A 25,233-nucleotide genomic window follows, 5' to 3' on the forward strand; every position below is an offset into this window, starting at 1 on the left:
ACTGACGGCAATTCATCTGTGCATGGCCTCCCAGGGGCGGTCTTCGGCCAGGCTCTCTTCGAGCGCTTCGCTGGCACGTTGCTGATTCCTAGCCTGGCGTTGCAGCAAGGGCTCCAGTGCCTCGCACTGCAACTGTCGGCGCAGCCAGACCTGCTGGGCCTGGTCACGGCCCGCCTGCAACTGAGCCAGATGCCGAGCCGCCTCACCGGCCTGCTGGGCAAGGTGCCCGCGCTGCGCCTCGAGCGCGTCGAGCAGCTCCAGCGCGCTGCGGTACTGCCCCACTGGCAGCGCGCCCTCGGTAAGCAGGGTCTGCAGGTGGCGGGCCTCGCCTTCGAGCAGCGCCAATGCCTCGCTGACCTGCGCCTGGGCGTGCTGCAGATCGAGGGTCGCTTGCTGGCAGCGCGCCTGCCAACTGGCCAGCTGCGCTTCGGCGCGGCGCACGCGCAGGCGCCGCAGCTCGTCCAGCTGCTGAACGGCGCTCATCCGAGCACCTTGCGCAGCGCGCGCAGGGTATCGTCGAAGCCACTGGGTTCGGCGGCGTCCTGACGCAGAAACTGTTCAATGGCGCCCTGGCGGGCGATCGCCTCGTCAGCCAGCGGATCGCTACCAGCCACGTAATCGCCGGTGCGCAGCAACAACTCGATGTCGGCGTGCCGCCCCATCAGGGCACGCAGGTGGCCGGCCAGCTGCCGCTGCTCCGGCGCTACAACGCGGTCCATCAGGCGGCTGCGGCTCTGCAGCACGTCGATGGCCGGAAAGTGGTTGCGCTGCGCCAATTCGGCGCTGAGCACCAAATGGCCATCGAGGATCGAGCGCACCTCCTCGGCCACCGGGTCGAGGGACGCATCGCCCTCCGTGAGCACGGTATACAGCGCCGTGATGCTGCCAGTGGCCGCCGGCCCCGAGCGCTCCAGCAGACGCGGCAGGGCCGAGAACAGCGAAGGTGGATAGCCGCGTCGGATGGGCGGCTCGCCGATGGCCAGGCCAATCTCGCGCTGGGCACGGGCGAAGCGGGTCAGGCTGTCGAGCAGCAGGAGCACGTGGCGGCCCTGATCGCGGTGGTATTCGGCATGAGCAGTGGCCACCAGTGCGGCCTTCACGCGCTCGGTGGCCGGGCGATCCGAGGTGGCGACCACGGCAACGGTGCGCGCCCGCGCCTCTGTGCCCAGGTGAACATCGAGCAGCTCACGCACTTCACGCCCACGCTCGCCGATCAGACCGATGACGATTACCTGGGCTTCGCTGCGCCGCACGATGCTGGCCAAGAGCGACGATTTGCCCACACCGGGCTCGCCGAAGATACCCATGCGCTGACCACGCGCCACGGTGAGCAACCCGTCGATGGCACGTATGCCCAGCGGCATCGGCTGCTCGACGATCTGCCGGGAAAAGGGTGCGGGCGGCTCAGCGTGCAGTGGATAGCGCTGCAAGCCAGTGACCGGTGCGCCACCATCGAGCACATCACCGAGGGGGCCGATCACCCGCCCCAGCAAGGCATCGCCAACCAGGACGCCCTGGCTCTCGCCGGTGGCGACGATTTCGGTTCGGGTCGACAGCCCTTCCAACGAGCCGATGGGGGAGAGAATCGCTTCGTCGCCATCGAAGCCCACCACCTCGGCAGTGAGCACCCGCCCACTGGCCGGGTCGTTGAGACGACACAGCTCGCCGATGCCGACATTCGGCACGCTGGCCTGGATCAGCGTGCCGCGGATGCTGCGAATGCGCCCGCGTAACGGTCGTGGCTGGGCATCGGCCAGGCGCGCGCTGAGGGTCGGTAGCAGATCACGCAGAGGGGCGTTCATTACCGCCCTCCAGGCTGCCAGGCAGCAATGCCTGGCGCAGCCCCTGAAGCTGGGTGTGCAGGTCCAGCTCGACACTGGCCTGAGTGCTGCTCAAGCGGGCGTGACCGGCAGCGAGACCTTCATCGGCAGCCACGTCCAGCCGCTCGCCGAGGTCGCTCAGGCGCTCGCGCACGGCGTCGAGCTGATCCGGGCGCACCTGCAGGCGCAACCGCTGGGCGTGGCGAAAGGCGCCAAGTGCCTGACGGGTGCATTGCGCCAGGCGGGTGGCATCGTCCAGTTCGCCGATGACCTGGCGGGCGATACCCAGCGCCAGGTCGGCCATCTGCGTTTCAAGGCCGGCCAGATAGTCATCGACCTGCTGCGCCGTGCGCGCCAGCAACTGTGCCGCCTCGCGTTGCCCTTCGGCGAGGCCGGCCGCCAGGCCCTCTTCGCACGCCTGGTCACGCAATTGCTGCAAATCGGCCTGGGTGCGCTCGGCCTCCTCGCGGGCGGTCTGCAGGAACGCGTAGCCATCGATCCACTGGGCAGCCTGCTCGGCCCGCAGAATGCGCTGACCGGGTTTGCTCGGCAACTCGCTCATGCCGCCCCTCGCTCAACATGAACGCCCAGGGCCAAAGCAACCTGACGCACCAGTCGAACATCATCGTCGCTGCCATTCGCCAGCGGCGCTGCCAGGCCGAAACGCAGGCGCAGCCAGGCCTGCAACGTTATCGGCTGGACGGCCAGCCATGCTTCCACGCAGCGCTGTCCATCAGTCTCGATGGCGGCCAGCAGCGCAGCGCCACCGACGGGCGCGGGCGCGCCGGTTCCAGCATCACGCCAGTCCACGGCCAGATCGTAGGTGGCGTCACCTAGCCGCTCGCGCAGTTGCTGTACCTGCGGACCGCGAATTTCGCGGGCCAGGGTATGGGCATGCCGGCATGCGCCACAGGCCATGGCCAATTCAGCGAAGGCCGACGGCGGCAGGAGCAGCACCGGCAGGTCGTCATCAGCCACTTCGCCAACCTCACTCAACGGCTGCAGGCCGTAGTAGGAAGCCAGTAGCTCGGCAAGGCGCGCCTCGAAGCGGCGCTGCCTGATCAGTTCGCTCACTCGATCTCGGGGCACGGCACCCAGCAGCGCCGCCTCGAGGCACTCCTGGGCGACAAACCGTATCGGCTGGGCGAGTAACGTGCTCCAGGCATCACGTAACGCCTGGCTCATTCGTTTTCCCTCAGCACATAGGTGCCCTGCCCCTGACGTTCACGCCACAGGTACCAGCCCAGCGCACCGGCCAAGCCGAGCAACACCAGCAGCCCGACAATCAACAGGGTACGAGCTCGTGACACGCTTTCCTCGAGCATCCAGATGCCCAGAAAAGAGCTCAACGGTGGTCGCGCATCGTCACGCAGATTGCGCACCGCTGCCTTGATGGCGGTGACCGATACACCGTCGTAGTTCAGCCCGGAAATACTGTTGGCGACCAGGGTCTTGATCTGCGGGATCAACTGGTCGACATCGGTATCCGGTTCGTAGCGAATCAGCACCGAAGCCGATGATGGCGAGATCACCCGCTTGAGCAGATCGTTATCGGGCAGCACCACGTGAACCCGCGCCGACAGCACGCCGTCGATCTGCGACACGGTGTGCGACAGCTCTTCGCTGAGCGCATAGACCATCTGCGCCCGCTCCTGTACCGGTGAAGACACCAGGCCGTTGTTCTTGAACACTTCGCCCATATTGGAAAACTGCTGCTGCGGCAGCCCGGCCTCGTCGAGTAGTGCCACGGCCTCGGACAGCCGCTCCTGGGGCACGCTGACGGTGATACGTCCGTCTTCCTGCACCTGACGCTGGGCGGCAATACCTTCGCGCAGCAGGGCCGCCACCATGCTGTTGGCTTCGCGTTCGCTGAGGTTGCTATACAGCACCATGCCATCGCAGGCCTGCAGCAACAGCGTCAGCAGCACCAGCGCGAACAACCGGAGGGGATGCCCACGCATGGTCACTGGCCTCTGAGCAGGGTATTGGCGGAGCCGGAGATCTGCGTGGCGCCACGCACCACCATCTGGGTTTCGATAGAGTAATCGAATACCCGGCTTAGCGAGCCAACCAGACGATCGATCTGCTGCTCGTTGACCTTGCCCGGTTCGACCCCGGCGCCCTTATCCACCGGCGCATTGCTGATATACGGCGTGCGCTCCACGGCGGCAGCGTCGGAAAACCCCTTGGAGCGATCGATGAACCCGTTGAGCCGCTCCATCAAGTTCTCGCCAATCTGATTCGGGCTGGCGCCCTGGGGCATGCCCTTGGCCTGACTGGCCATGTGCTCGAACAGATTCTGCGAGGCCTGGGCGAGATCCTGCCCGGCGACCGTAGGGGCCGCTGTGGCGACTGCTGCGCTGACTGTCATGGCCGATCCCCGTGGTTATTCTTCGTCGTCCGCGGTGGCTTCCTTGAGAATCTCCTGAGCACGCGGCATGACGATGAACTGGCCGCCGAGGATGACCGCCTGGGTGATCATGTCGTTGGTCAGCTCGTCCTCGGCCTGGGCGTTTTCAAGCGCCTGGTCGAATTCGGCTTCAGGGGTGTTCTGTACTTCTGTGTTGCCATCTACCTGAGCGACTGCCATGGGATCTCTCCTTTCGTCTGACGGTTATTCGTCCGCGCTCTTGATCACCTGGATGCCGGCGCTACCGCGAAACACTCGCACACCCCGCTCGCGAACCACCTCGGGTTCGGCGACTACCGGGCTCTGCAGTTGATCGATACGTTGCTGGACCAGCGCCATATAGGGCGGTGGCCCGGAAATCATCATCCCGTCACCGTGGAAACTGCTGCGCAGCGACAAGTGCTTGCCTGCCACACCCAGCTCGTCCAGCGCGGCCTGTAGCTCGTCGAGCTGGAAGCCGCTGGGTTCGAACTGGCGAATCTCGATTTCGTCCTCGCTGTTCACATGCAGCATGTTGCCGTCGAAGAACCAGGTCAGGCCGCCGTTGCTGCACAGTGCATCGAGAAACTCACCGGCACTGGCCGCACGTAGATTGCTCTGCGCGCGGCCCTTGACCCGGCTGGAAATCGCCATCGGCAGGCCCAGGTTGCGTCCGAAGGCCTCCAGTGCGCTGCGCAGATCCTGGTTGATCACCACGTAGGCATAGGGCTGTTCGAACCACGGCGGAGTCACCTCGGCCTGTACGCTGCCTGTACCACCCACCAGCAAGAGCAGCGACAACACCAGGCCACGACCGACCGCGCTACTATCGGCGCAGGCAGATCGATGAAACAACCGCCGCCCGGCAACAATCACAAGATTTCGCAGCCGCTTCACAGATCCCCTCGAAGCCGGCTCTATAGAATGCCGTTCACTTGCCGGACCAACCGAGGAGCACCGCCCTTGCCGTCGATTTCCACCCGCTGCATCCTGCTTGCCAGCCTCGCCCTGCTGGGCGCCTGCAGTAACCATGCGCCTAGCACTTCGACACCAGGCGGCGATGAGGCCTACCAGCGCTTGATGAAGCTGGCCGGCGATGTCGAGGCGCGTGGCGACCGCGGCACCGCCGCCACCCTCTACCAGCGCGCTGCAGAACAACCGGGGGCGGGCTTCGAAGCCTGGCAGCGGCTGGGCCAGGCGCGGTTGGCGAGCGGCAACACCCAGGGCGCCGAGGCGGCGTACCAAAAAGCGGTCGCGCTGGAGCCGGACAATCCCGTGGGACTGCTTGGCCTGGGTACCGCGCAACTGCGCCTGGGTTATCCGGAACGCGCTCAGCCGCTGCTCGAAAGCGCCGCCCGCCAATTGCCGAACGATGCCCAGGCCTTTGCCCGGCTGGGCGCCGCTGAAGCACAGTTGGGCAACATCGAGGCGATGCAGAAGGCCTTCGCCACGGCACGCCGGCTGGCCCCCGCTGACCTCGACGCGCGCAGCAACCTCGCCCTGGCCCACGCACTCAACGGCGACACCGGCAACGCCTTGCGCGAGATCGACGGTATCGACCGCGCGCCCACCGCCCAACGGCGCCACCAACGCACGGCACTGCTTATCCAGGTGCTGGCCGGCGCTCGGGGCAACCCGGCCAGCGTGCAGCTCAACGACACCAGCGCTACGCAACGTCAGGCACTGATCGCCGAGGCGCAGGGTATCGCCGCCATCCGCGACCCTGCCGAACGCGCCCGGGCGCTGGGGCTGAGCGCCGGCCAATAGCACATGCTGCCTTGTGATGGCAGGGATCACTGTCCACCTCCGGTTTCGCTCTGCGCCGCCTGCTCCTGGCGCCGGCGACGCTTCTCGTCGGTCTCGAAACCTTCAAGATAGGATTGCGCCGCGCGGCCCACTGGCGCGGCCAGGGTCGGCCCGGTCTGCCTGCCGCGCAGCAGGTCACCGCGACGCTCGACCATCTGCAGCAGGTTGGCGTTGTTGGCGCAGCCAGGCGGCAGTGGTAGCAGCTCACGCTCGTCGACCGGCTGGCCATCGTTGGTGACGCGACGGCAGGCATCGGGCACCAGCAGGGTCTGGCCGTTGCCGTCAACGACGGTCTGGTAGCCAGGTGAATAGCGGGGGGCCTTCAGCTCGGTCTGGCAGGCGCCCAGTAGCAGGCAGGCGGACAGCAGGCCCATGCGCGTCATTACGACACTCCCGTTCATTGCACGTGAAACCCGAACGAGCTGCTGCGCCCCGGGGCAGCGGCGCGCGCGCCGAGGCTCTTGTCCAGCGGCGTAAGCATGGCCTGGGTCTGCACCGGCTCGACCAGATAGGGCGTGATCAGGATCACCAGCTCGGTTTCGTTCTGCTGAAAGCGCTTGGAGCGGAACAGGTTGCCGAGGATCGGCATGTCACCGAGCAGCGGGACTTTCTCCAGATCCTGGGCATTCTCGCGCTGGAACAGGCCGGCGATGGCGAAGGTCTGCCCGCTGCCAACCTCGACGCGGGTGTCAGCGCGGCGTACACGAAACGACGGCACGCGAAAACCCGAAACCTCCAGGGTGCTGCCGCCCATCAGGCTGCTAACCTCCGGGCGCACCTGCAGACCGATACGCTCACCCGGCAGCAGCGTCGGGCTGAACAGCAGCGACACTCCGTAGGATTTGTATTCGATGCCCACCAGATCGCTGTTCACCGGCACCGGCACCGGTACTTCGCCGCCAGCCAGGAAACTCGCCGTTTCACCGGTCATGGTGGTGATGTTTGGCTCGGCGAGGATCTCCAATACGCCATTGCTCTGCAGCGCCTCGAGCACCGTATCGATATTGAAGTTGCCGCTGTCCAGGCCCACACCGATCAGATTGGAGCCACCGGCAGCGGCCTCCGCCGCCAGCCTGCCGCCGGTGAGCAGGCCGAACGAGAAAGTGCCGTTGTTGAACAGCGCATTCCAGCTCACGCCATAGCGCAGTAGCTCTTCGCGAGACACCTCGGCAAAGCGCACGCGAATGTTCACTTGTGCCGAGCCTGGGTAAGTCGCGGTGTTCACCGCGCCCTGCCAGTCCTGGCCGGTAGGATCGAGCATGGCGTTGAGATCCAGCGCCTCGGCGACGCTGCCGACCTGCCCGCGAGCCGCCAAGCGGTTACCGACGCCTTGCACCTCGGCGCCACTCTGCGGATGACGGCTACGCAATGCACTGGTAATCGGCCGGCCATTGCTGCCGACGTTGATCTGCAGCAAAGCGATTTCCCGTTCGTCACTGCCCAGGGCCACCAGCGTGGTGTGCCCCGGTCGCTTGCCGAACAGGTAGATGACACCAGGCGAGATCACCTGCAGGTCGGCTACATCGGGCTCGGCGACCATCACCGCGTCCACTGGATCGCTGAAGCGCATGATCCGTCCTTCGCCGGTGGCCAGAGAGATATCGCCACCCAGCGGGGCTTGGGCCATGGCCAGCAGTGGCACACAGCACAACGTCAGCAATAGCAGGCGCATCATGTCGCACCTGCCAGCGCGGGTGCGGGTTGACTCTTTTCCGCCCGCGCTGTGCTCGGCGTGCCGATCACCTTGATCGCCTGCAGGCTGTATTCCGGGGCCAGTTCGGTAAAGGACAGCACGGCCATCTCCAGTTCGTCACGAATGCACAGGCGCAGAATCCGGCGACGCAGCTCCGGGTGCACCACCAGGGTCGGTTTCACCTGCTCGGGCAATTGCCCGCACTCCAGGCGTAGCGCCTTGAGCAGGCCGCGGGTGGCCTCCCGGGCGCGAATTTCACCGCGCCCGGTGTCCTGCTGGCGGGCAGCTTCCAGCAACTGCGCCTCTAGGGCCGAGCCCAGCACGAAGGCGGCGATCACCCGTTGTTCATCGGCATGCTGGTGGCTGATCTGGCGCGCCAGGGCGGTACGCAAATGGTCGCTGAATCGCCCGACATCACCCTCGCGACCGCCCCACTCGACCATCGCCTCGAGCAGTGCCCGCCGGTTGCGGATCGACACGCCCTCGGCCACCAGGCGCCGCAGGGCGTCGGCGATGCGCTGCAGCGGCACGGCCCGCAGTGCCTCCTTGACCAGTTCGCCGTGGCTCTCCTCCAGGTGCGCCAGCAACTGACGGGTTTCCTGGATGCCGAGAAAGTCGCCGGCATAGCGGCGCAGCACGCGCGCCAGCACATCACGCAAGATCTCGTCGGGGCGCAAGTAAGTGATCCCCGCCTCGCTCAGCTCGGCCTGGCGCTCGCTGGCGATCCACCAGCCGCTACGACCGCCCAAGGGCGATGCTCGCTCCTCGCCGCTGATATCGAGCAGCTGCAGATGCACGGGGTCGTCCTTGAGCAGCACTTGACCGGGGTTCAGCTCGCCTTGATCCACTGGCACGCCTTCCAGTTCGACGCGATAGCTGCCGGGCGAGCCCGCCATGTCGACAGCCACGGACGGCATCGGGAACTCGATGCCCAGCTCGTTGTGCAGGTCGTGGCACAGTACCTCGAGGCGTTGCTTGAAGGGCTGCAGCGGCACCGCTTCAGCCAGACCGGGGCCGATCGAAAGCAGGACCCGGGTGTCCGCGGCGGCAGCGGGCTCTTGCACCTGCTGCTGTTCGTCGGGCTCGGTGACCACCTCTTCGACGGCCTCGACAGCCGCCGCCTCGGCTTGCTGCTCGCGGCGCTGACGCCGCTGTAGCATCCACGCGCACAGCCCCAGCACCGCCGACAAGCCGAGAAACACGGGCGCCGGGAAGCCGGGAATGAACGCCACGGCGGCAAGAATCAGCGCAGTCAGGGTCAGGGCCCGCTGGCTGTTACCCATCTGGCGGATGATCTCGGTGCCCAGGTCGACCTGTTCGCCCTCGTTGTTGACGCGAGTGACCACGGTGCCTGCTGCCACGGCGATCAACAGCGCCGGTATCTGCGCGATCAGCCCATCCCCCACGGTGAGCAGCGAATAGGTATGCCCGGCCTCGGCGAAGGACATGCCGCGCGACAACATGCCGATCAGCAGACCACCAATCAGGTTGACGAAAAGGATCACCAGGCCGGCGATGGCATCGCCCTTGACGAACTTCATGGAGCCGTCCATCGCACCGAACAGCTGGCTCTCACGCTGCAGATCGGAGCGCCGGCGGCGCGCCTCGTTGGCATCGATGTCGCCGTTGCGCAGGTCGTTGTCGATGCTCATCTGTTTGCCGGGCATGGCGTCCAGGCTGAAGCGCGCCGCCACTTCGGCGACCCGCTCGGCACCCTTGGTGATGACTACGAACTGCGCCACGGTGATGATCAGGAAGATCACCAGACCGACCACCACCTCGCCGGCAATGACGAACTTGCCGAATGCTTCGATGATATGTCCCGCATCGCCGTGCAGCAGGATCAGCCGCGTGGTGCTGATCGACAGGGCCAAGCGAAAGAGTGTGCTGAGCAGGATCAGCGCCGGCAGTGCGGACAGTTCCAGCGGCTTGCGTATGTAGAAGGCGACGATCAGCACCAGGATGCTCAGGGCAATGCTGACGCCGATCAGGGTGTCGACCAGGTAAGTGGGCAGCGGGATGATCATCATCACGATGGCCATCATCATGAACGCGACCACCACCACCTCGGTGCGCTGCGCTGCCATGCCCGCCAGGGCACCCAGCCGCGCCATCATGCGTCACGCTCCTGGCGCAGCGCCCGATAGCGGGCAAAGCAGGCGCGCGCCTCACCGTGCTGGCCGGTGCTCCACAACGCCCGGCTGCGCAATAGCAGCAAAGCCACAGACTCGCCCTGCAACCCGCGCAAGCGATCAAGTGTATGCAAGGCCCGCTCGCCATCGCCGTTGGCGGTGAAGGCCGCCGCCAGGCGGGCCAGCAACACTGGATCGTCGGGGTTGAGCTGCACGGCCAGCAGCAACAGCACCAAGGCGCGTGGCCCCTGGCCAACCCGAAGGTAGAGGTCGCCCAGCCCCTGCAGCAGCTTGGCGGCATCGTGGTCGTCACGCAGCGTCATGGCTCCACCTCGGTTTCGACGCGCTGGCGATCCAGCGCCTGGCGGGTATCAAGCTCCTCGCGTACCAGGCTCATGGCCAGGGCTCGGGTTTCACCGTCGAGAGGCAGCGAAGGCAGGATGCGCTCGAGGATGTCTTCGAGAATTTCCGCAGGACGCGAGCCCGCGAACAATCCGGGCTCGACGCCCGCGGCCAGCTCCAGAGCGTGCAGATCGTCCTGCACGGTTGGCAGCGGCGGCGTACGAGAGCGCCCTGCAGGGTTCGCGAGCGCGGACGAGACGGGGATTGCGGATAGTTGCTCACCAGGACGTGAACGAACCTCGGACGGCGCATCCGCAGGTACCAGCGGCAGGCGGGCGTCGACTCTCATGCTATTGCCCGGGCGCTGCGGACGCCCCGAGCGTCAGGGCGAAGCGCTCGTCGCCGAGCGCCAGGATCACCTGGTCATCCTCGATGCGCTCCAGCTTCCAACCGCCCTCCAGCGGCGCTCCCGGATAAAGACGCGCGCCGGACGCGTTGATCACGTAGGGATTGTCGCCAAACCATACGGCCTGGAAGTTGATCCGTGGCCGGGCGGCGCTTTCGCGCACATGAACGTCACCACGCATTACGTACTGGCGGCCGTAGCGCCCATCGAAATATTGCTGCAGCGCTAGCCAATCCTGCTGTTGACCTGGCTCAAGAGTGCCACTGACGCGTAACTGGCCGGCATCGGCCTCGAACGTCAGATGATGCAGCCCGGCGGTCTTGGCCTGCCCGGCCAGGTCGACGCGGGCCAATTGCAGCGACGCTGCCTTGGGCGCGGGCTTGAGCTGGTCCTCGGCGATGGTCAGGCGCTGTAGCGACTCGGGCACTTGCGTCGAACCATCGCGCAACACTGCTAGGGCGCCGGCGCAAATGAACATGAATAACAGCGCAATGGCCCACTGCGCCTTGCCATACCACACAGGAGTGCCTGCCGCCCCACCACGCGATGGCAAGTCCAGGTGCAGGGCGGCTTCACCTATATGGATCTCTACAGGCATGCGGCCGCGATAGCCGTGCCCGTGAACGACAGTCGTTTCCCGACCGGCGCGAACCACCCGCACATCGCCACCAGTGGCCTCGATATCCACATGACGAGCGCCAAAACGCAGGGTCAGATGGCGCTGCGCCACACCGGCGTCACGCAGCATGAGACTGGCTCCGACACCGCTGCCGACGCTGTAGACGGACTGATCCAGGGCCAGGGAAACGCCGCGGTGCAGGCCAGCGGTGACGTCCAGACGCGGCAGGTCGACGCTATCAGGCAGTGCAGAACTGGAGACGGTCGCAGTCATAGGACTCACCAGGTTCGCGGCTCACGCCAGGGCTAGGGGATTGCTTATCGAATGCGCATCCGGGCAGAACACCCACACGCGCCGTCGATGGAAAAGGTGCCAATGAAGGCAAAGACACGAGTTGCAGGCGACGCAAGGCGTCGCCTGCAACCAGAGTCAGTTCTGCGGACGCTGTTTGGTAGCGTCGAGCTCGGCTTTCTTGGCCGTGGTGATCTCGGTGATCTTGGCGGACTTTTCGATCGCCATATCGAACACTGCGGACATTTTTTCGATGGCAGCGTCTGAGTTGCCCGGGTTTACTGCAGGAGTCTCAGCCATGGGATATCTCCAGAGGTATCAAGGGAATGTCCGGCCTCGTCGGCCGGTTTCAGGAAAGCCACCTCGCTGAGCGGGCTTTCCTGCAACGCCTCGAAGACTAGGGAGGGATCGCTGGGCAGTGTTGTTAAAGGTTGTTAAAGCTTGTTGAGCTGCTGTTAAAGGCGGCCCGAGCCTGGACGTAAAACCTCGGCAAGCTAGGGCCGGCGCGCGCATTAGCAGGCTGGCAGCGAGATACTTTGACCGATCCGGCGCGACAACCGGGCATATTCATTCACGACCTCGGCTTGACGCTTTCGGCAATCCCCCCGTCGTTTTTGCATCGGGTCGCCCGGGCGGCGAGGCATATGCTGCCCACAAAGCGCCAGCAGCGAATCTGGTGCATTCATTCAAGGGGAGCCGCCTGATGAGCCCAGCCGAATTGCACGCCGACAGCATCGTCATCGACGGTCTGATCATCGCCAAGTGGAACCGTGAACTCTTCGAGGACATGCGCAAGGGCGGCCTGACCGCGGCCAACTGCACCGTGTCGGTATGGGAAGGTTTCCAGGCCACCGTCAACAGCATCGCCGCCAGCAGCAAGCTGATCCGCGAGAACAGCGACCTGGTGATGCCGGTGCGCACCACCGCCGACATCCGCAAGGCCAAGGAGCTGGGCAAGACTGGCATCCTCTTCGGCTTCCAGAACGCCCATGCGTTCGAGGACCAGATCGGTTACGTCGAGGTGTTCAAGCAGCTTGGCGTGGGCATCGTGCAGATGTGCTACAACACCCAGAACCTGGTGGGCACCGGCTGTTACGAGCGTGACGGCGGGCTGTCCGGCTTCGGTCGCGAGATCGTCGCCGAGATGAACCGGGTGGGCATCATGTGCGACCTGTCCCACGTCGGCTCGAAGACCTCCGAGGAAGTCATCCTCGAATCGAAGAAGCCGGTCACCTATTCGCACTGCCTGCCTTCGGGCCTGAAAGAGCATCCGCGCAACAAGTCCGATGAGGAACTGAAGTTCATCGCCGACCACGGCGGCTTCGTTGGCGTGACCATGTTCGCGCCGTTCCTGGCCAAGGGCATCGACTCGACCATCGACGACTACGCCGAAGCCATCGAGTACGTGATGAATATCGTCGGCGAAGACGCCATCGGCATCGGCACCGACTTCACCCAGGGTCACGGCCAGGACTTCTTCGAGTACCTGACCCACGACAAGGGCTATGCCCGTCGCCTGACCAACTTCGGCAAGATCATCAATCCGCTGGGTATCCGTACCGTCGGCGAATTCCCCAACCTCACCGAAACCCTGCTCAAGCGCGGCCATTCCGAGCGCGTGGTGCGCAAGATCATGGGTGAGAACTGGGTGCGCGTACTCGCCGACGTCTGGGGCGAATAAGCCCTTCCATCTCAATTTCCGTAGGAGCGGCTTCAGCCGCGATCAGCCCCCAAAGGGCTACGTGCCTTGAAGCTCACGGCTAAAGCCGCTCCTACGATTCGAACTCAGGAGTTACACACATGGCCACCCACGCCCCCGAAATGCCCATTCAGGTCGACGACGAAACCGGCGTATGGACCACCGACGCCCTGCCGATGCTGTACGTGCCGCGGCATTTCTTCGTCAACAACCACCGCGGCATCGAGGAAGTGCTCGGCGCCGACAAGTACGCCGAGATTCTCTACAAGGCCGGCTACAAATCCGCCTGGCACTGGTGCGAGAAGGAAGCCGAGTGCCACGGCATTGAAGGCGCGGCGGTATTCGAGCACTACATGAAACGCCTGTCGCAGCGCGGCTGGGGCCTGTTCGAGATCCAGAAGCTGGACATCGACGCCGGTTACGCGGAAGTGAAGCTCAAGCACTCGGCCTTCGTGTACGTGTACGGCAAGGTCGGCCGCAAGGTGGACTACATGTTCACCGGCTGGTTCTCCGGCGCCATCGACCAGATCCTGGCCGCCAAGGGCAGCAGCCTGCGCACCGTCACCGTGCAGGAATACGGCGGCTCGGAAGAAGGCCACGACGATGGCCTGTTCGTTACCCGCCCGCTGTGAATAACAACAGGAGCGCCACTCGCTAGGCGCTCCACCCCGCATTGACCGTGAACGCAGTGCAGCCGTCGAATCGAGGAGAAGGTCATGGCCTTCGAAGCAATGTTCCAGCCGATCCAGATCGGCAAACTGACCATCCGTAACCGCGTACTCAGCACGGCTCACGCCGAGGTGTACGCCACCGACGGCGGCATGACCACCGAGCGTTACGTCAAATACTACGAAGAGAAGGCCAAGGGCGGCATCGGCCTGGCGATCTGTGGCGGCTCCTCGGTCGTGGCCATCGACAGCCCGCAGCAGTGGTGGAGTTCGGTGAACCTGTCCACCGATCGCATCATCCCGCACTTCCAGAATCTCGCTGACGCCATGCACAAGCACGGCGCCAAGATCATGATCCAGATTACCCACATGGGCCGCCGCTCGCGCTGGGATGGCTACCACTGGCCGACCCTGATGTCGCCGTCCGGCATCCGTGAACCGGTGCACCGCGCCACCTGCAAGACCATCGAGGTCGAGGAAATCTGGCGCATCATCGGCAACTACGCCCAGGCCGCGCGCCGTGCGAAGGAAGGCGGCCTGGACGGCGTCGAGCTGTCCGCCGTGCACCAGCACCTGATCGACCAGTTCTGGTCGCCGCGGGTGAACAAGCGTACCGACGAATGGGGCGGCACCTTCGAAGGCCGCATGAAATTCGGCATGGAAGTGCTCAAGGCGGTGCGCGCCGAAGTCGGCGACGATTTCTGCGTGGGCATGCGCATCACCGGCGACGAGTTCCACCCCGACGGCCTGTCCCACGAGGACATGAAGCAGATCGCCGCCTACTACGACGCCACCGGCATGCTCGACTTCATCGGCGTGGTGGGCTCGGGCTGCGACACCCACAACACCCTGGCCAACGTCATTCCCAACATGAGTTTCCCGCCGGAGCCGTTCCTGCATCTGGCGGCCGGCATCAAGGAAGTGGTCAAGGTGCCGGTGCTGCACGCACAGAACATCAAGGACCCCAACCAGGCCACGCGCATCCTCGAAGGCGGCTACGTCGACATGGTCGGCATGACCCGCGCGCACATGGCCGACCCGCACCTGATCGCCAAGATCAAGATGGGCCAGATCGACCAGATCAAGCAGTGCGTCGGCGCCAACTACTGCATCGACCGCCAGTACCAGGGCCTGGACGTGCTGTGCATCCAGAACGCCGCGACCAGCCGCGAATACATGGGCGTGCCGCACATCATCGAGAAAACCACCGGCGCCAAGCGCAAGGTGGTGATCGTCGGCGGCGGCCCGGCTGGTATGGAAGCCGCCCGCGTGGCTGCCGAGCGTGGCCACGACGTGACCCTGTTCGAGAAGCAGGACAGCCTCGGCGGGCAGATCAGCATCGCCGCCCGCGCCCCGCAACGCGACCAGATCGCCGGCATCACCCGCTGGTATCAGCTGGAAATCGCCCGCCTGGGCGTCGACCTGCGCCTGGGTACGGCGGCCGATGAAGCGACCATCCTCGACCTGCGCCCGGACATCGTGGTGCTGGCCAACGGTGGCCATGCCTTCCTCGAGCAGAACGAACACTGGGGCGCGGCCGAAGGCCTGGTGGTCAGCGCCTGGGACATCCTCAGCGGCAAGGTCGAACCCGGTAAGAACGTGTTGGTGTACGACACTATCTGCGAATTCACCGGCATGTCGGCGGCCGACTACCTGGCCGAGAAAGGCAGCCAGGTGGAGATCGTCACCGACGACATCAAGCCCGGTGTGGCCATGGGCGGCACTACCTTCCCGACCTACTACCGCAGCATGTACCCCAAGGAGGTGGTCATGACCGGCGACATGATGCTGGAGAAGGTCTACGCCGAGGGCGACAAGAAGGTCGCGGTGCTGGAGAACGAATACACCGGCGCCCGGGAAGAGCGGGTGGTCGACCAGATCGTCATCGAGAACGGCGTGCGCCCGGACGAGGGCCTGTACTACGGGCTCAAGGACGGCTCGCGCAACAAGGGCCAGATCGACGTCGAGGCGCTGTTCGCGATCAAGCCGCAGCCGTGCCTGTCCGAGGCGGGCGACGGCTACCTGCTGTTCCGTATCGGCGACTGCGTGGCCCAGCGCAACGTGCACGCGGCGATCTACGACGCCCTGCGCCTGTGCAAGGACTTCTGATCCCGATTGGATGATGGCTCCCACGCTCTGCGTGGGAGACCTGGCGCCGTGACGCTCTGCGTCACAAGCGCTGGACGCAGAGCGTCCGGCGATGCGTTACCACGCAGAGCGTGGGAACGATCAACCCTGTGAGGGTAAGCAAATGCTGCAAACCATTCTCCCCATTCTGCTGTTCGCCGCCCTGGCCCTCGCGGTCATCGGCGCGGCCAGGCGCTTCCTCATGTGGCGCCGTGGCCGCGCGGCCAAGGTCGACTGGATCGGCGGCCTGCTGAAAATGCCGCGGCGCTACCTGGTGGACCTGCACCATGTGGTCGAGCGCGACAAGTACATGTCCAAGACCCACGTGGCCACCGCTGGCGGCTTCGTGCTGGCGGCGGTGCTGGCCATCGTCGTGCACGGTTTCGGCCTGCACAACCGCATCCTCGGCTTCGCCCTGCTGGCGGCCACGGTGCTGATGTTCACTGGCGCCCTGTTCGTCGCCAAGCGCCGCCTGAACCCGCCCTCGCGCCTGTCCAAAGGCCCGTGGATGCGCCTGCCGAAAAGCCTGTTGATGTTCGCAGCGAGCTTCTTCATCGCCACGCTGCCGGTGGCCGGGATCCTGCCGGCCGACTTCGGCGGCTGGATCCTTGCCGCCATCCTTACCGTTGGGGTGGCCTGGGGCGTGTCCGAGCTGTTCTTCGGCATGACCTGGGGCGGGCCGATGAAGCACGCCTTCGCCGGCGCCCTGCACCTGGCCTGGCACCGCCGCGCCGAGCGTTTCGGCGGCGGTCGCTCGACCGGCCTGAAAGCCCTGGATCTGGACAACCCGAAAGCGCCGCTGGGTGTTGAAAAGCCCACCGACTTCACCTGGAACCAGCTGCTCGGCTTCGACGCCTGCGTGCAGTGCGGCAAGTGCGAGGCCATGTGCCCGGCCTTCGCCGCCGGCCAGCCGCTGAACCCGAAGAAACTGATTCAGGACATGGTCATCGGCCTGGCCGGCGGCAGCGACGCCAACTTCGCCGGCTCGCCCTACCCAGGCAAACCGCTCGGTGAACACAGTGGCGGCCCGCACCAACCGATCGTCTCCCTGCAAGGCAAGGCTTTGGTCGATGCCGACACGCTGTGGTCGTGCACCACCTGCCGCGCCTGCGTCGAGGAGTGCCCGATGATGATCGAGCACGTCGATGCCATCGTCGACATGCGCCGCCACCTGACCCTGGAAAAGGGCTCGACGCCGAACAAGGGCGCCGAGGTGCTGGAAAATCTCATCGCCACCGACAACCCCGGCGGCTTCGCACCCGGCGGTCGACTGAACTGGGCGGCGGACCTGAACCTGCCATTGATGGCTGACAAGGGCAGCGCCGAGGTGCTGTTCTGGGTCGGTGACGGCGCCTTCGACATGCGCAACCAGCGCACCCTGCGCGCCTTCGTGAAGATCCTCAAAGCCTCCGGCGTCGACTTCGCCGTGCTCGGCCTGGAAGAGCGCGACAGTGGCGACGTCGCCCGCCGACTGGGCGACGAAGCGACCTTCCAGCAACTGGCCAAGCGCAATATCGCCACCCTCAACAAGTACCAGTTCAAGACCATCGTCTCGTGCGACCCGCACAGCTTCCACGTGCTAAAGAACGAGTACGGCGCCCTGGGCGGCAACTATCAGGTCATGCACCACAGCACCTTCATCGAAACCCTGCTGCGGCGCAGTGCCCTGAATCTTGGCAAGCACAAGGGCGGCTCCGTCACCTACCACGACCCCTGCTACCTGGGCCGCTATAACGGCGAGTACGAAGCTCCGCGCGCCGTGCTCAAGGCCATCGGTATCGAGGTGAAGGAAATGGAACGTTCGGGCTTCCGCTCGCGCTGCTGCGGCGGCGGTGGCGGCGCGCCGATCACCGACATCCCCGGCAAGCAGCGGATTCCCGACATGCGCATGGAAGACATCAAGGAAACCGGTGCCGAGCTGGTCGCCGTCGGCTGCCCACAGTGCACCGTGATGCTCGAAGGCGTGGTCGAGCCGCGCCCGCAGATCAAGGATATTGCCGAGCTAGTTGCCGAGGTGTTGATCGAAAGCGAAGTGCCGCAGAAGAAACCCGTCGCACAACCCACTGCCGAGGAGGTGGCCTGAATGAGTGACCTCATCCGCCGTGACCCGCGTGCCGAGCGTATCGCCCGCAACCGCCTGCACCCGCTGCATGCGGCCCTGCAGCCCCAGCAGATTCAGTGGATGGGCCCCAACGGCCTTGTCCGCAAGAACCCCCACGCCGCGGCCGCCGGTTTCATCGGCCCGGCTGGCCTCAAGCGCATCGACCGCAGCGGCGCCCAGCAGGGCGGCAGCTCCAAGCGCCAGAGCAGCAGCGCGACCGTGCAACTGCCGCTGCATGTGGTCGAGCAGCCGGCTTTCATCATCGCCGTCGTGCCGGACATGGTCGGCGGCCGCCTGAGCAGCCACGACAAGGATCTGCTCGGCCTCGCCCATCAACTGGCCGGCAAGGACGGCGCCGTGCTGGCCGTGGTGTTCGGCGAGCACAAGGAATCCGCTTTCGACAACGCGGGCGTCGATCGCCTGCTGCAACTCGAGGGCGACGAATACAGCGGCTATTCGCCCGAGCAGCGCGTGTTGGCGCTGCGCGCCGTGGAGAACCAGTTCGGCCCGCGCCACTGGCTGTTGCCGGACAGCCGCACTGGCGGTGGCGAACTGGGCCGCCGCCTGGCTTCCGGCCTGGGCGAGCGCCCGGCCACCCGCGTCTGGCAGGTCAAGGATGGGCAGAGCACGGGCCGCGCCGGTGCCGGTCGCGAAGATATCGCGCGGGCAGCGCCGCGGCTGATCCTGGCCGCCGCCGAGTGCGCCGAGCCGGTCAGCGAAACCCGCCATGAAGCACGCCAGGTCGAGCTGTCGGCGCAGGTCCCGCGCAATCTGCCACGCATCGAAGACCTGGGCTCGGTCGCCGTCGACCCGGCGCAGATTCCCATGGCCGAATCCGAATTCATCCTTTCCGGCGGTAACGGCGTGAAGGACTGGGAGCTGTTCCACCGCGCCGCCGTCGCCCTGGGCGCCACCGAAGGCGCCTCGCGGGTGGCGGTCGACGACGGCTACATGCCGCGGGCTCGTCAGGTCGGCGCTACCGGCACCTGGGTTACCGCCCGGGTTTACGTGGCGGTGGGAATTTCCGGCGCGATCCAGCACCTGCAGGGCATCGGTGCCTGCGACAAGGTCGTGGCGATCAACCTGGACCCGGGTTGCGACATGATCAAACGGGCCGACATGGCGGTGATCGGCGACTCCGCCGCGATCCTTCAGGCGCTGATCGAACGCGTGGAAGCTCACCGCAACGGAGCCAAACGCGATGCCGCATGACTCTCTCGGTCGCTTCTGGTGGGAGCGGGCCATGCCCGCGAAATCGCACACACAACGGGAGATCCGGCATGGCTGATCTGAACGTCGTCACCCTGGTCTCCATCGGCTCGCACCCCGCCTCGGGCCGTCCGCGGCGCGCCGAACAGGATGCCCGCGCCGTCGAGCTGGGTCTGCGCCTGGCCGGCGAAAAACTCAACGTGGTGCATGCCGGCGACCCGCAGGAAGATACCCTGCGCGCCTACCTGGGCATGGGCTTGCCGGGTCTTACCGTACTTGAGCAGAGCCGCGAGGCCGACGCCCTGCCAGCCCTGGCCGAACACCTGCAATTGGCCAAAGCGCAGCTGGTGCTGACCGGCAGCCAGGCGGAAACCGGCGAAGGCTCGGGCATGCTGCCCTATCTGCTGGCCGAGCGACTGGGCTGGCCGTTGGTCGTCGGCCTGGCAGAAGTGGAAAGCATCGAAGGCGGCAGCGCCCAGGTGCTGCAGGCCCTGCCCCGTGGGCAACGTCGGCGGCTGAAGGTGCGCCTGCCCTTCGTCGCCAGCGTCGATGGCGCCGCACCGGCAGCCCGGCAGAGCGCGTTCGGCCCGGCACGGCGCGGCACCCTGGAGCGTGAAGCGGTGGAACTGGTCGACGACCCGCTGTATGCCGACGCGCAATGGCAACCGGCCCGGCCGCGGCCCAAGCGCCTGAAAGTGATCAAGGCCAAGACCGGCGCCGAGCGCATGAAGGCGGCGACGGCGAAAGCGGCGGGCGGTGGCGGTCAGGTGATCACTGGCGTCTCGCCACAGGAAGGTGCAGAGGCTATCTTCAAGCTACTGCTGGATGAGGGCGTGCTGCGCTGACGGTACGCCGAATTCGAACTTGCCACGAGGACGCCCACGATGATGCATACCGAACTGATCGACCAGGAAGATCTCCGCGAACGCCTGGTCGCCCTGGGTTTCAGCGTTCCCAGCGGCGCCACCGCCGAGCAGGCCTGCGAATACGCGGTGACCGGCCTGTGCCCGGAACGCGCCCTCGCCCTGCGCCATATGGTCGAAGATATTCTTGCCGGCAGCGCGACCGTGCTGCCAACCGTGCGCGAAGCCATTTCCCGCAAGCTGCTGCCGGCTCTCGTGCCACGTAGCTGATACCCCGAAAAGCGCCCTGCACCCGTAACCTCGGGCGCAGGCGTTGCCCCCAAATGCTGTGCGCAGGCCTGTGGATAAACTGTTGGATAACCGCGCAACGCCAGAGCACATCGGGCGCTCCGCCAACTGACGATTTATTGCCCAGAAGCTAACCGGCACGTTCAGCGAAACGGCCGGCTTGATGGGGTTTTAGGCAGGTCTGGTCGGCAAGCTCCGCGGTATTCGGCTCACCGGTATCTTGCGCACAAATACTCTGTGCATAACTGTGGATAATCTGTGAAAGGCAGCGCAGACGCCGCGGATGGCGGGCGTCTGCGCCGGTTGTGCATTTTTTGCGCAGCGGAGCCAGAACGGCGGGTCAGATCACCCGCACGCTGGCGAAGGTCGACTCGCCCTGGGCACGGCTCAGCGCCGCCATGGCCGATGACGATTCGTGCAGCAATTCATCGCTGACCGGCACCAGTGCCACCACGTTGGCGCTGCTGCCGGCGCGCTCATCGCGCGGCGGAATGCCAAAGTACTCGCGGTAGCATTTGGAGAAGTGCGGCGTGGATACGAAGCCGCATACCGACGCCACTTCGATGATCGACATCGACGTTTGCTTGAGCAGCTGACGGGCGCGAATCAGGCGCAGCTTCAGGTAGTAACGCGACGGCGAGCAATGCAGGTACTTCTGGAACAGCCGCTCCAGCTGGCGACGCGATACGTCGACGTAGAGCGCCAGCTGATCCAGATCGATCGGCTCCTCGAGGTTGGCTTCCATCAGCGCAACGATTTCCTGCAGCTTCGGCTGGTTGGTGCCGAGCATGTGTTTGAGCGGAACGCGCTGGTGATCCTGCTCGTTGCGGATGCGCTCGTAGATGAACATCTCGGAGATCGCGGCCGCCAGCTCGCGGCCATGCTCGCGGCCGATCAGGTGCAGCATCATGTCCATCGGCGCGGTGCCGCCGGACGAGGTGTTGCGGTTACGGTCGATGGAGAACAGTCGGGTGGTAATGGCCGCGCGGGGGAAGGCCTCCTGCATGGCAGCGAGGAATTCCCAGTGCACGCTGCAATCGTAGCCGTCGAGCAGACCGGCCTTGGCCAGCGCCCAGCTGCCGGTGCACACGGCGCCCAGCTGCCGGCCCTGACGCGCTTGCGCCTGCAGCCACTGCACGTGTTCGCGGGTCACGCTGCGCTGAATATCCACACCACCGCAGACGATCACCGCGCTCAGCGCAGGAGCGCTGGCGATACTGGCGTCCGGGGTGATCTTCAGGCCGTCGCTGGCACAGACCGGCTGGCCGTCGTGGGTCAGGGTATGCCAGCGATACAGCTCCTTGCCGGAAAGCTGGTTGGCCATGCGCAGGGGTTCCACCGCCGAGGCCAGGGAGATCAGGGTGAAGTTGTCCAGCAGCAGAAAACCGATGGACTGGGGAACGCGACTCTGGAGCTGCACTCCCTGATTGAACTGGGACATCAATGAACCCTCACGCTAACCAGGTTATGAGCCTTCATGGCGAGGCTCTGTTTTCTTGTAATTACGCCTGACTGGCAGTCAAGCAGATGGCCTATATAACGCAAAGGCCATGCCGACATTGAACGCCCGTTCAAACAAGAACTGGCGGCAGCTGGGAAGGCCGGTTGGCGGGCCTTGAAGGCACCCTGAATCGGCAACAGGAAAAGGGCGCAATGTGCCATGCCACAAGGGCTTGAGCATTTTGGTAGCAGTCGCTGGCGTAACGGTGTTTCCGCACAGTCTGCAGGGGTAACCGAGCAGCACGACAAAAATATGACTGACCGGTCACGAAGGCGACATATCGGCCAAAAAACCATGCACCAAAAGCTGGCAAACACATGCCGCACTGAGCAAAAAATGCTCACTGCCGTGGGGCCTAACGCATTTCCATCGGCTGACCGATCGCTCCTCGGGTACGGTCGATAGCGAGTTCGATGAATGCCGGAAAAACACCGCCGGCTAGATGAAAAACACGGCCAACTATTCGCCCTCCGACGCTGGAAGACGCCATCGAGCGGCTCGAAAGCGACTGAAACTGATACGCTTTTTGCCCGCTACCAACAGCTTTACATACGTTTTTTTGAAATTTGCTGTAGCCCGCATGGCCCCTGGCCTTCACTCGCCCTGAAGGCTGAAAACCGCGCCATGCGCGGCCTCCAGCCTTGGCCAAGTACAGAAAGAATCTGTTATGGTTTTTTTAGGCGAGGGCTTCGTGTCGTCGCCCAACACGTCAGGGTCGTAATTCGATAATTGCCACGACCGCAAGACTATATCGTTGAGTCAGCCGATTTCGTCGCTGCCGCTCTTGACCAGAGAGGCAGACTGGGGCCCACCGCCCCGGACCGAAGAACAGATAAGTGCTGGCTACCGCAACAGGGCGCCAGCCCAACAAGAAATTTCGGATGTACGCGCATCTCGGATGAGATGTGAATACCCAAAGGATTGGGCTTCGTAACACTGCCAGAGGGTTTGGAAAGCAGTTTGCAGCACGGCCACGCATTACATCATTCGTCACGTTCACCTAATGCGCTCGCCTCGGCGACCGCTCTGGGACGCGGTCGAGTGCCTGCAGAACGCCTTGTGACAGAACGCTGTCCAAACCCAGGAACCGTGTATATACCCACAAGCAAGAACAGTCTGCATCGCATGACGGGTGCCCGGTGGGCGCTCGGCAAGCTGCGTGTGACTGCTCTGATGTCTACTGAAGGGGAAACATCCCATGCAGTCTGGAAAAATCGTCGTCGAAAACCTCTACAAGGTGTTCGGCGACAAGCCGCAAGAAGCCATCGATCTGCTCAAGCAAGGCTGGAGCAAAGACAAGATTCTTGCTGAAAAGGGCGCCGTCATCGGCGTCAGTGACGTTACTTTCAGCGTCGAAGAGGGCGAGATCTTCGTCCTGATGGGCCTCTCGGGCTCGGGTAAATCCACCCTGATCCGCCTCATCAACCGGTTGGTCGAACCCACCGCCGGCAATGTCTACATCGATGGCCAGAACGTCGCCAAACTTCCCAAGGACCAGCTCATCGACCTGCGTCGTCGCGACATGAGCATGGTCTTCCAGTCTTTCGCCCTGATGCCCTCGCGTACCGTGCTGGAGAACGCCGCCTTCGGTCTCGAAGTGGCCGGCAAGGGCCGCAAGGAGCGCGAAGAGCGCGCCATGCAGGTACTCAAGCAGGTTGGCCTGGACACCTTCGCCAACAAATTCCCTCACGAGCTGTCCGGCGGCATGCAGCAGCGGGTCGGTCTGGCCCGGGCGCTCTCCGTGGACCCGTCGATGATCATCATGGACGAAGCCTTCTCGGCCCTCGACCCGCTCAAGCGCCGCGAGATGCAGGACATCCTGCTGGAGCTGCAGAAGACCCATCGCCGCACCATCATCTTCGTGTCCCACGATATCGAAGAGGCCATGCGCATCGGTAACCGTATCGGCATCATGGAGGGCGGCAAGCTCGTCCAGGTCGGTACGCCGCAGGAACTGATCGACAATCCTGCCAACGAATATGTGCGCAACTTCTTCGATACGGTCGACACCAGCCGCTATCTCACCGCTGGCCAGCTGAAGGCCAACAGCGTTCCGGTCTATGTGCACAATGGCAAGGCGCCCGATGCGCAGACCGTGTGCCGCGAGCTGCAAGCGCAGGACAAGCACTACGCCTTCATCGTCGACGAAGACAACAAGTTCCGCGGCTCCATCAGCCTGGAGAAGATCGCCCTGCTGGTCGAAGGCGGCGACTCGCCGGCACTCGATGGTGACGTGCTGAAAGCCATCAGCCCGGTTCCCGAAGACCTGCCTCTGGATCAGGTGATCAACCGCCTGGTGGACAACGAAGGTCCGATCCCGGTGGTCGACCAGGATGGCCACTACAGCGGCGCCATCAGCAAGGGCCGCCTCCTGACCCGCCTGCAGGGAGAATGACATGAGCGAGAAACTGGATCTGGGTAGCTGGGTCAACGACGCGGTCCAGCACATGCTGGACAATTACAGCGGCGTGTTCGACAGCATGGGCAGCGTGGTCAGCGGCTTCTCCGAAGCGATCGAGAACGTGCTGATGCTGCCACCGGCGTGGCTGCTGATCGCCATCTTCGTGGCCCTGGGCCTGTGGCGCATCGGCTTTCGCTTCGCGGTGTTCACCACCGTGGCCTTCGTGCTGATCGTGATGACCGGCTTCTGGGAGCAGACCGTGGTGACCCTCGGCCTGACCTTCTCGGCGACCCTGATCAGCCTGCTGATCGGCATTCCGCTGGGTATCTGGGCGGCCAAGAGCGAGCGCGTGTCGACCATCATCCGGCCGATTCTGGACTTCATGCAGACCATGCCGGCGTTCGTCTACCTGATTCCGGCCGCCATGCTGTTCGGCCTCGGCCGCGTGCCCGGCATCATCGCCACGGTGATCTTCGCCATGCCGCCGGCCGTGCGCCTGACCAGCCTGGGCATCCGCCAGGTCAACAAGGAAATCGTCGAGGCCGGCCAGTCGTTCGGCTGCAACGGTCGCCAGTTGCTGTTCAAGGTGCAGCTGCCCAACGCCATGCCGTCGATCATGGCGGGCGTCAACCAGACCATCATGATGGCTCTGTCGATGGTGATCATCGCCTCGATGGTCGGTGCCGGCGGCCTGGGTAACGACGTGCTGGCGAGTATCCAGCGGCTGGACATCGGCCTGGGCTTCGAAAGCGGCATGGCCGTGGTGCTGCTGGCGATCATTCTCGACCGCATCACCGAAAGCTTCGGTACACCGCAGACCGCCGCAAACCGCGCGGGCTGGCTGAACTGGCTGAGTGCGCGACTGCAGCGCCAGTAAA

General features: G+C 64.7%; 26 protein-coding genes. 10 read left to right on the forward strand and 16 right to left on the reverse strand.

Annotation, left to right across the window (positions count from 1 at the left end; genetic code table 11):
* Window positions 1-12: 12 nt before the first annotated feature.
* The 8 genes from PVA39_RS21470 to PVA39_RS21505 all read right to left on the reverse strand — a co-directional run bounded on the left by PVA39_RS21470 (window position 13) and on the right by PVA39_RS21505 (window position 5,013).
* Window positions 13-483, reverse strand: coding sequence for a hypothetical protein (locus tag PVA39_RS21470; protein ID WP_274125768.1), 471 nt, complete (start codon window positions 481-483; stop codon window positions 13-15).
* Window positions 480-1,802, reverse strand: a complete 1,323-nt coding sequence (locus PVA39_RS21475) for a FliI/YscN family ATPase (protein ID WP_274125769.1) — start codon at window positions 1,800-1,802, stop codon at window positions 480-482. The genes PVA39_RS21470 and PVA39_RS21475 overlap by 4 nt, the downstream gene beginning before the upstream one ends.
* Complete coding sequence (gene sctL / locus PVA39_RS21480; RefSeq protein WP_274125770.1) at window positions 1,783-2,382, reverse strand: type III secretion system stator protein SctL; 600 nt, start codon at window positions 2,380-2,382, stop codon at window positions 1,783-1,785. Before sctL ends, PVA39_RS21475 begins: the two co-directional genes overlap by 20 nt.
* The gene (locus PVA39_RS21485; protein WP_274125771.1) at window positions 2,379-3,005 is read right to left on the reverse strand and encodes a type III secretion protein; all 627 of its coding nucleotides are present in this window, start codon (window positions 3,003-3,005) and stop codon (window positions 2,379-2,381) included. The genes sctL and PVA39_RS21485 overlap by 4 nt, the downstream gene beginning before the upstream one ends.
* Complete coding sequence (gene sctJ, locus PVA39_RS21490; RefSeq protein WP_274125772.1) at window positions 3,002-3,781, reverse strand: type III secretion system inner membrane ring lipoprotein SctJ; 780 nt, start codon at window positions 3,779-3,781, stop codon at window positions 3,002-3,004. The genes PVA39_RS21485 and sctJ overlap by 4 nt, the downstream gene beginning before the upstream one ends.
* A 2-nt stretch (window positions 3,782-3,783) precedes the next feature.
* Entirely contained in the window at window positions 3,784-4,104 is a 321-nt protein-coding gene (locus tag PVA39_RS21495; protein ID WP_443200999.1) for a hypothetical protein, read from the reverse strand.
* Window positions 4,105-4,206: 102 nt separating this feature from the next.
* The gene (locus PVA39_RS21500) at window positions 4,207-4,410 is read right to left on the reverse strand and encodes a hypothetical protein (RefSeq protein WP_274125774.1); all 204 of its coding nucleotides are present in this window, start codon (window positions 4,408-4,410) and stop codon (window positions 4,207-4,209) included.
* Between the two features lie 24 nt (window positions 4,411-4,434).
* A complete protein-coding gene (locus PVA39_RS21505; protein WP_274125775.1) occupies window positions 4,435-5,013 on the reverse strand; it encodes a type III secretion protein in 579 nt (192 codons plus the stop codon).
* A gap of 159 nt (window positions 5,014-5,172) precedes the next feature.
* On the opposite strand from PVA39_RS21505, the gene PVA39_RS21510 reads away from it, so the two are divergent.
* Complete coding sequence (locus PVA39_RS21510) at window positions 5,173-5,976, forward strand: tetratricopeptide repeat protein (protein ID WP_274125776.1); 804 nt, start codon at window positions 5,173-5,175, stop codon at window positions 5,974-5,976.
* Between the two features lie 26 nt (window positions 5,977-6,002).
* On the opposite strand, the gene PVA39_RS21515 is transcribed toward PVA39_RS21510, so the two are convergent.
* The 7 genes from PVA39_RS21515 to PVA39_RS21545 all read right to left on the reverse strand — a co-directional run bounded on the left by PVA39_RS21515 (window position 6,003) and on the right by PVA39_RS21545 (window position 11,798).
* Complete coding sequence (locus PVA39_RS21515; RefSeq protein WP_274125777.1) at window positions 6,003-6,398, reverse strand: hypothetical protein; 396 nt, start codon at window positions 6,396-6,398, stop codon at window positions 6,003-6,005.
* A gap of 14 nt (window positions 6,399-6,412) precedes the next feature.
* Window positions 6,413-7,690: a type II and III secretion system protein family protein gene (locus PVA39_RS21520; protein WP_443200994.1), complete on the reverse strand. Its 1,278-nt coding sequence runs from the start codon at window positions 7,688-7,690 to the stop codon at window positions 6,413-6,415.
* Window positions 7,687-9,825 (reverse strand): type III secretion system export apparatus subunit SctV, encoded by a 2,139-nt coding sequence (sctV, locus tag PVA39_RS21525; protein ID WP_274125778.1) that lies wholly within the window; start codon window positions 9,823-9,825, stop codon window positions 7,687-7,689. The genes PVA39_RS21520 and sctV overlap by 4 nt, the downstream gene beginning before the upstream one ends.
* On the reverse strand, window positions 9,822-10,163 hold the full coding sequence (locus PVA39_RS21530) for a tetratricopeptide repeat protein (protein WP_274125779.1): 342 nt from the start codon (window positions 10,161-10,163) through the stop codon (window positions 9,822-9,824). The genes sctV and PVA39_RS21530 overlap by 4 nt, the downstream gene beginning before the upstream one ends.
* A complete protein-coding gene (locus tag PVA39_RS21535; protein ID WP_274125780.1) occupies window positions 10,160-10,384 on the reverse strand; it encodes a hypothetical protein in 225 nt (74 codons plus the stop codon). Before PVA39_RS21535 ends, PVA39_RS21530 begins: the two co-directional genes overlap by 4 nt.
* A 148-nt stretch (window positions 10,385-10,532) precedes the next feature.
* The gene (locus PVA39_RS21540) at window positions 10,533-11,480 is read right to left on the reverse strand and encodes a SctD/MshK family protein (protein ID WP_274125781.1); all 948 of its coding nucleotides are present in this window, start codon (window positions 11,478-11,480) and stop codon (window positions 10,533-10,535) included.
* A gap of 156 nt (window positions 11,481-11,636) precedes the next feature.
* Window positions 11,637-11,798, reverse strand: coding sequence for a hypothetical protein (locus tag PVA39_RS21545; RefSeq protein WP_274125782.1), 162 nt, complete (start codon window positions 11,796-11,798; stop codon window positions 11,637-11,639).
* 403 nt (window positions 11,799-12,201) lie between these two features.
* Here PVA39_RS21545 and PVA39_RS21550 point away from each other — a divergent pair, with 403 nt between their 5' ends.
* The 7 genes from PVA39_RS21550 (at window position 12,202) to PVA39_RS21580 (ending at window position 20,435) form a co-directional block, all read left to right on the forward strand.
* Window positions 12,202-13,179 (forward strand): dipeptidase, encoded by a 978-nt coding sequence (locus tag PVA39_RS21550; RefSeq protein WP_147177399.1) that lies wholly within the window; start codon window positions 12,202-12,204, stop codon window positions 13,177-13,179.
* A gap of 119 nt (window positions 13,180-13,298) precedes the next feature.
* Complete coding sequence (locus PVA39_RS21555) at window positions 13,299-13,829, forward strand: DUF5943 domain-containing protein (protein ID WP_027904325.1); 531 nt, start codon at window positions 13,299-13,301, stop codon at window positions 13,827-13,829.
* Between the two features lie 84 nt (window positions 13,830-13,913).
* Window positions 13,914-15,974: a dimethylglycine demethylation protein DgcA gene (gene dgcA / locus PVA39_RS21560; RefSeq protein WP_274125783.1), complete on the forward strand. Its 2,061-nt coding sequence runs from the start codon at window positions 13,914-13,916 to the stop codon at window positions 15,972-15,974.
* A gap of 142 nt (window positions 15,975-16,116) precedes the next feature.
* Complete coding sequence (gene dgcB / locus PVA39_RS21565) at window positions 16,117-18,075, forward strand: dimethylglycine demethylation protein DgcB (protein WP_274125784.1); 1,959 nt, start codon at window positions 16,117-16,119, stop codon at window positions 18,073-18,075.
* Entirely contained in the window at window positions 18,076-19,305 is a 1,230-nt protein-coding gene (etfA, locus tag PVA39_RS21570) for an electron transfer flavoprotein subunit alpha (RefSeq protein ID WP_274125785.1), read from the forward strand. It begins immediately after the preceding gene.
* Window positions 19,306-19,373: 68 nt separating this feature from the next.
* Entirely contained in the window at window positions 19,374-20,147 is a 774-nt protein-coding gene (etfB, locus tag PVA39_RS21575; RefSeq protein WP_075933541.1) for an electron transfer flavoprotein subunit beta, read from the forward strand.
* A 39-nt stretch (window positions 20,148-20,186) separates the two neighbouring features.
* On the forward strand, window positions 20,187-20,435 hold the full coding sequence (locus PVA39_RS21580; protein ID WP_274125786.1) for a hypothetical protein: 249 nt from the start codon (window positions 20,187-20,189) through the stop codon (window positions 20,433-20,435).
* Window positions 20,436-20,793: 358 nt separating this feature from the next.
* On the opposite strand, the gene PVA39_RS21585 is transcribed toward PVA39_RS21580, so the two are convergent.
* A complete protein-coding gene (locus PVA39_RS21585; protein ID WP_274125787.1) occupies window positions 20,794-21,894 on the reverse strand; it encodes a GlxA family transcriptional regulator in 1,101 nt (366 codons plus the stop codon).
* Between the two features lie 1,258 nt (window positions 21,895-23,152).
* Here PVA39_RS21585 and PVA39_RS21590 point away from each other — a divergent pair.
* Complete coding sequence (locus tag PVA39_RS21590; protein ID WP_274125788.1) at window positions 23,153-24,349, forward strand: quaternary amine ABC transporter ATP-binding protein; 1,197 nt, start codon at window positions 23,153-23,155, stop codon at window positions 24,347-24,349.
* A gap of 1 nt (window position 24,350) precedes the next feature.
* A complete protein-coding gene (locus tag PVA39_RS21595) occupies window positions 24,351-25,232 on the forward strand; it encodes an ABC transporter permease (RefSeq protein ID WP_093507584.1) in 882 nt (293 codons plus the stop codon).
* Window position 25,233 lies beyond the last annotated feature (1 nt).

It is taken from the genome of Pseudomonas sp. CNPSo 3701, assembly GCF_028674975.1.
Taxonomy (GTDB): domain Bacteria; phylum Pseudomonadota; class Gammaproteobacteria; order Pseudomonadales; family Pseudomonadaceae; genus Aquipseudomonas; species Aquipseudomonas straminea.

What these genes read in the sequence shown, in the direction of transcription:
- PVA39_RS21580 (WP_274125786.1), top strand. Translation starts at nt 20,187, where the DNA reads ATGATGCATACCGAACTGATCGACCAGGAAGATCTCCGCGAACGCCTG.
- PVA39_RS21515 (WP_274125777.1), bottom strand. Translation starts at nt 6,398, where the DNA reads ATGACGCGCATGGGCCTGCTGTCCGCCTGCCTGCTACTGGGCGCCTGC.
- dgcA (WP_274125783.1), top strand. Translation starts at nt 13,914, where the DNA reads ATGGCCTTCGAAGCAATGTTCCAGCCGATCCAGATCGGCAAACTGACC.
- sctL (WP_274125770.1), bottom strand. Translation starts at nt 2,382, where the DNA reads ATGAGCGAGTTGCCGAGCAAACCCGGTCAGCGCATTCTGCGGGCCGAG.
- PVA39_RS21520 (WP_443200994.1), bottom strand. Translation starts at nt 7,690, where the DNA reads ATGATGCGCCTGCTATTGCTGACGTTGTGCTGTGTGCCACTGCTGGCC.
- PVA39_RS21590 (WP_274125788.1), top strand. Translation starts at nt 23,153, where the DNA reads ATGCAGTCTGGAAAAATCGTCGTCGAAAACCTCTACAAGGTGTTCGGC.
- dgcB (WP_274125784.1), top strand. Translation starts at nt 16,117, where the DNA reads ATGCTGCAAACCATTCTCCCCATTCTGCTGTTCGCCGCCCTGGCCCTC.
- PVA39_RS21470 (WP_274125768.1), bottom strand. Translation starts at nt 483, where the DNA reads ATGAGCGCCGTTCAGCAGCTGGACGAGCTGCGGCGCCTGCGCGTGCGC.
- PVA39_RS21540 (WP_274125781.1), bottom strand. Translation starts at nt 11,480, where the DNA reads ATGACTGCGACCGTCTCCAGTTCTGCACTGCCTGATAGCGTCGACCTG.
- PVA39_RS21530 (WP_274125779.1), bottom strand. Translation starts at nt 10,163, where the DNA reads ATGACGCTGCGTGACGACCACGATGCCGCCAAGCTGCTGCAGGGGCTG.
- PVA39_RS21495 (WP_443200999.1), bottom strand. Translation starts at nt 4,104, where the DNA reads ATGGCCAGTCAGGCCAAGGGCATGCCCCAGGGCGCCAGCCCGAATCAG.
- PVA39_RS21485 (WP_274125771.1), bottom strand. Translation starts at nt 3,005, where the DNA reads ATGAGCCAGGCGTTACGTGATGCCTGGAGCACGTTACTCGCCCAGCCG.
- sctJ (WP_274125772.1), bottom strand. Translation starts at nt 3,781, where the DNA reads ATGCGTGGGCATCCCCTCCGGTTGTTCGCGCTGGTGCTGCTGACGCTG.
- sctV (WP_274125778.1), bottom strand. Translation starts at nt 9,825, where the DNA reads ATGATGGCGCGGCTGGGTGCCCTGGCGGGCATGGCAGCGCAGCGCACC.
- PVA39_RS21555 (WP_027904325.1), top strand. Translation starts at nt 13,299, where the DNA reads ATGGCCACCCACGCCCCCGAAATGCCCATTCAGGTCGACGACGAAACC.
- PVA39_RS21550 (WP_147177399.1), top strand. Translation starts at nt 12,202, where the DNA reads ATGAGCCCAGCCGAATTGCACGCCGACAGCATCGTCATCGACGGTCTG.
- etfA (WP_274125785.1), top strand. Translation starts at nt 18,076, where the DNA reads ATGAGTGACCTCATCCGCCGTGACCCGCGTGCCGAGCGTATCGCCCGC.
- PVA39_RS21545 (WP_274125782.1), bottom strand. Translation starts at nt 11,798, where the DNA reads ATGGCTGAGACTCCTGCAGTAAACCCGGGCAACTCAGACGCTGCCATC.
- etfB (WP_075933541.1), top strand. Translation starts at nt 19,374, where the DNA reads ATGGCTGATCTGAACGTCGTCACCCTGGTCTCCATCGGCTCGCACCCC.
- PVA39_RS21585 (WP_274125787.1), bottom strand. Translation starts at nt 21,894, where the DNA reads ATGTCCCAGTTCAATCAGGGAGTGCAGCTCCAGAGTCGCGTTCCCCAG.
- PVA39_RS21595 (WP_093507584.1), top strand. Translation starts at nt 24,351, where the DNA reads ATGAGCGAGAAACTGGATCTGGGTAGCTGGGTCAACGACGCGGTCCAG.
- PVA39_RS21500 (WP_274125774.1), bottom strand. Translation starts at nt 4,410, where the DNA reads ATGGCAGTCGCTCAGGTAGATGGCAACACAGAAGTACAGAACACCCCT.
- PVA39_RS21475 (WP_274125769.1), bottom strand. Translation starts at nt 1,802, where the DNA reads ATGAACGCCCCTCTGCGTGATCTGCTACCGACCCTCAGCGCGCGCCTG.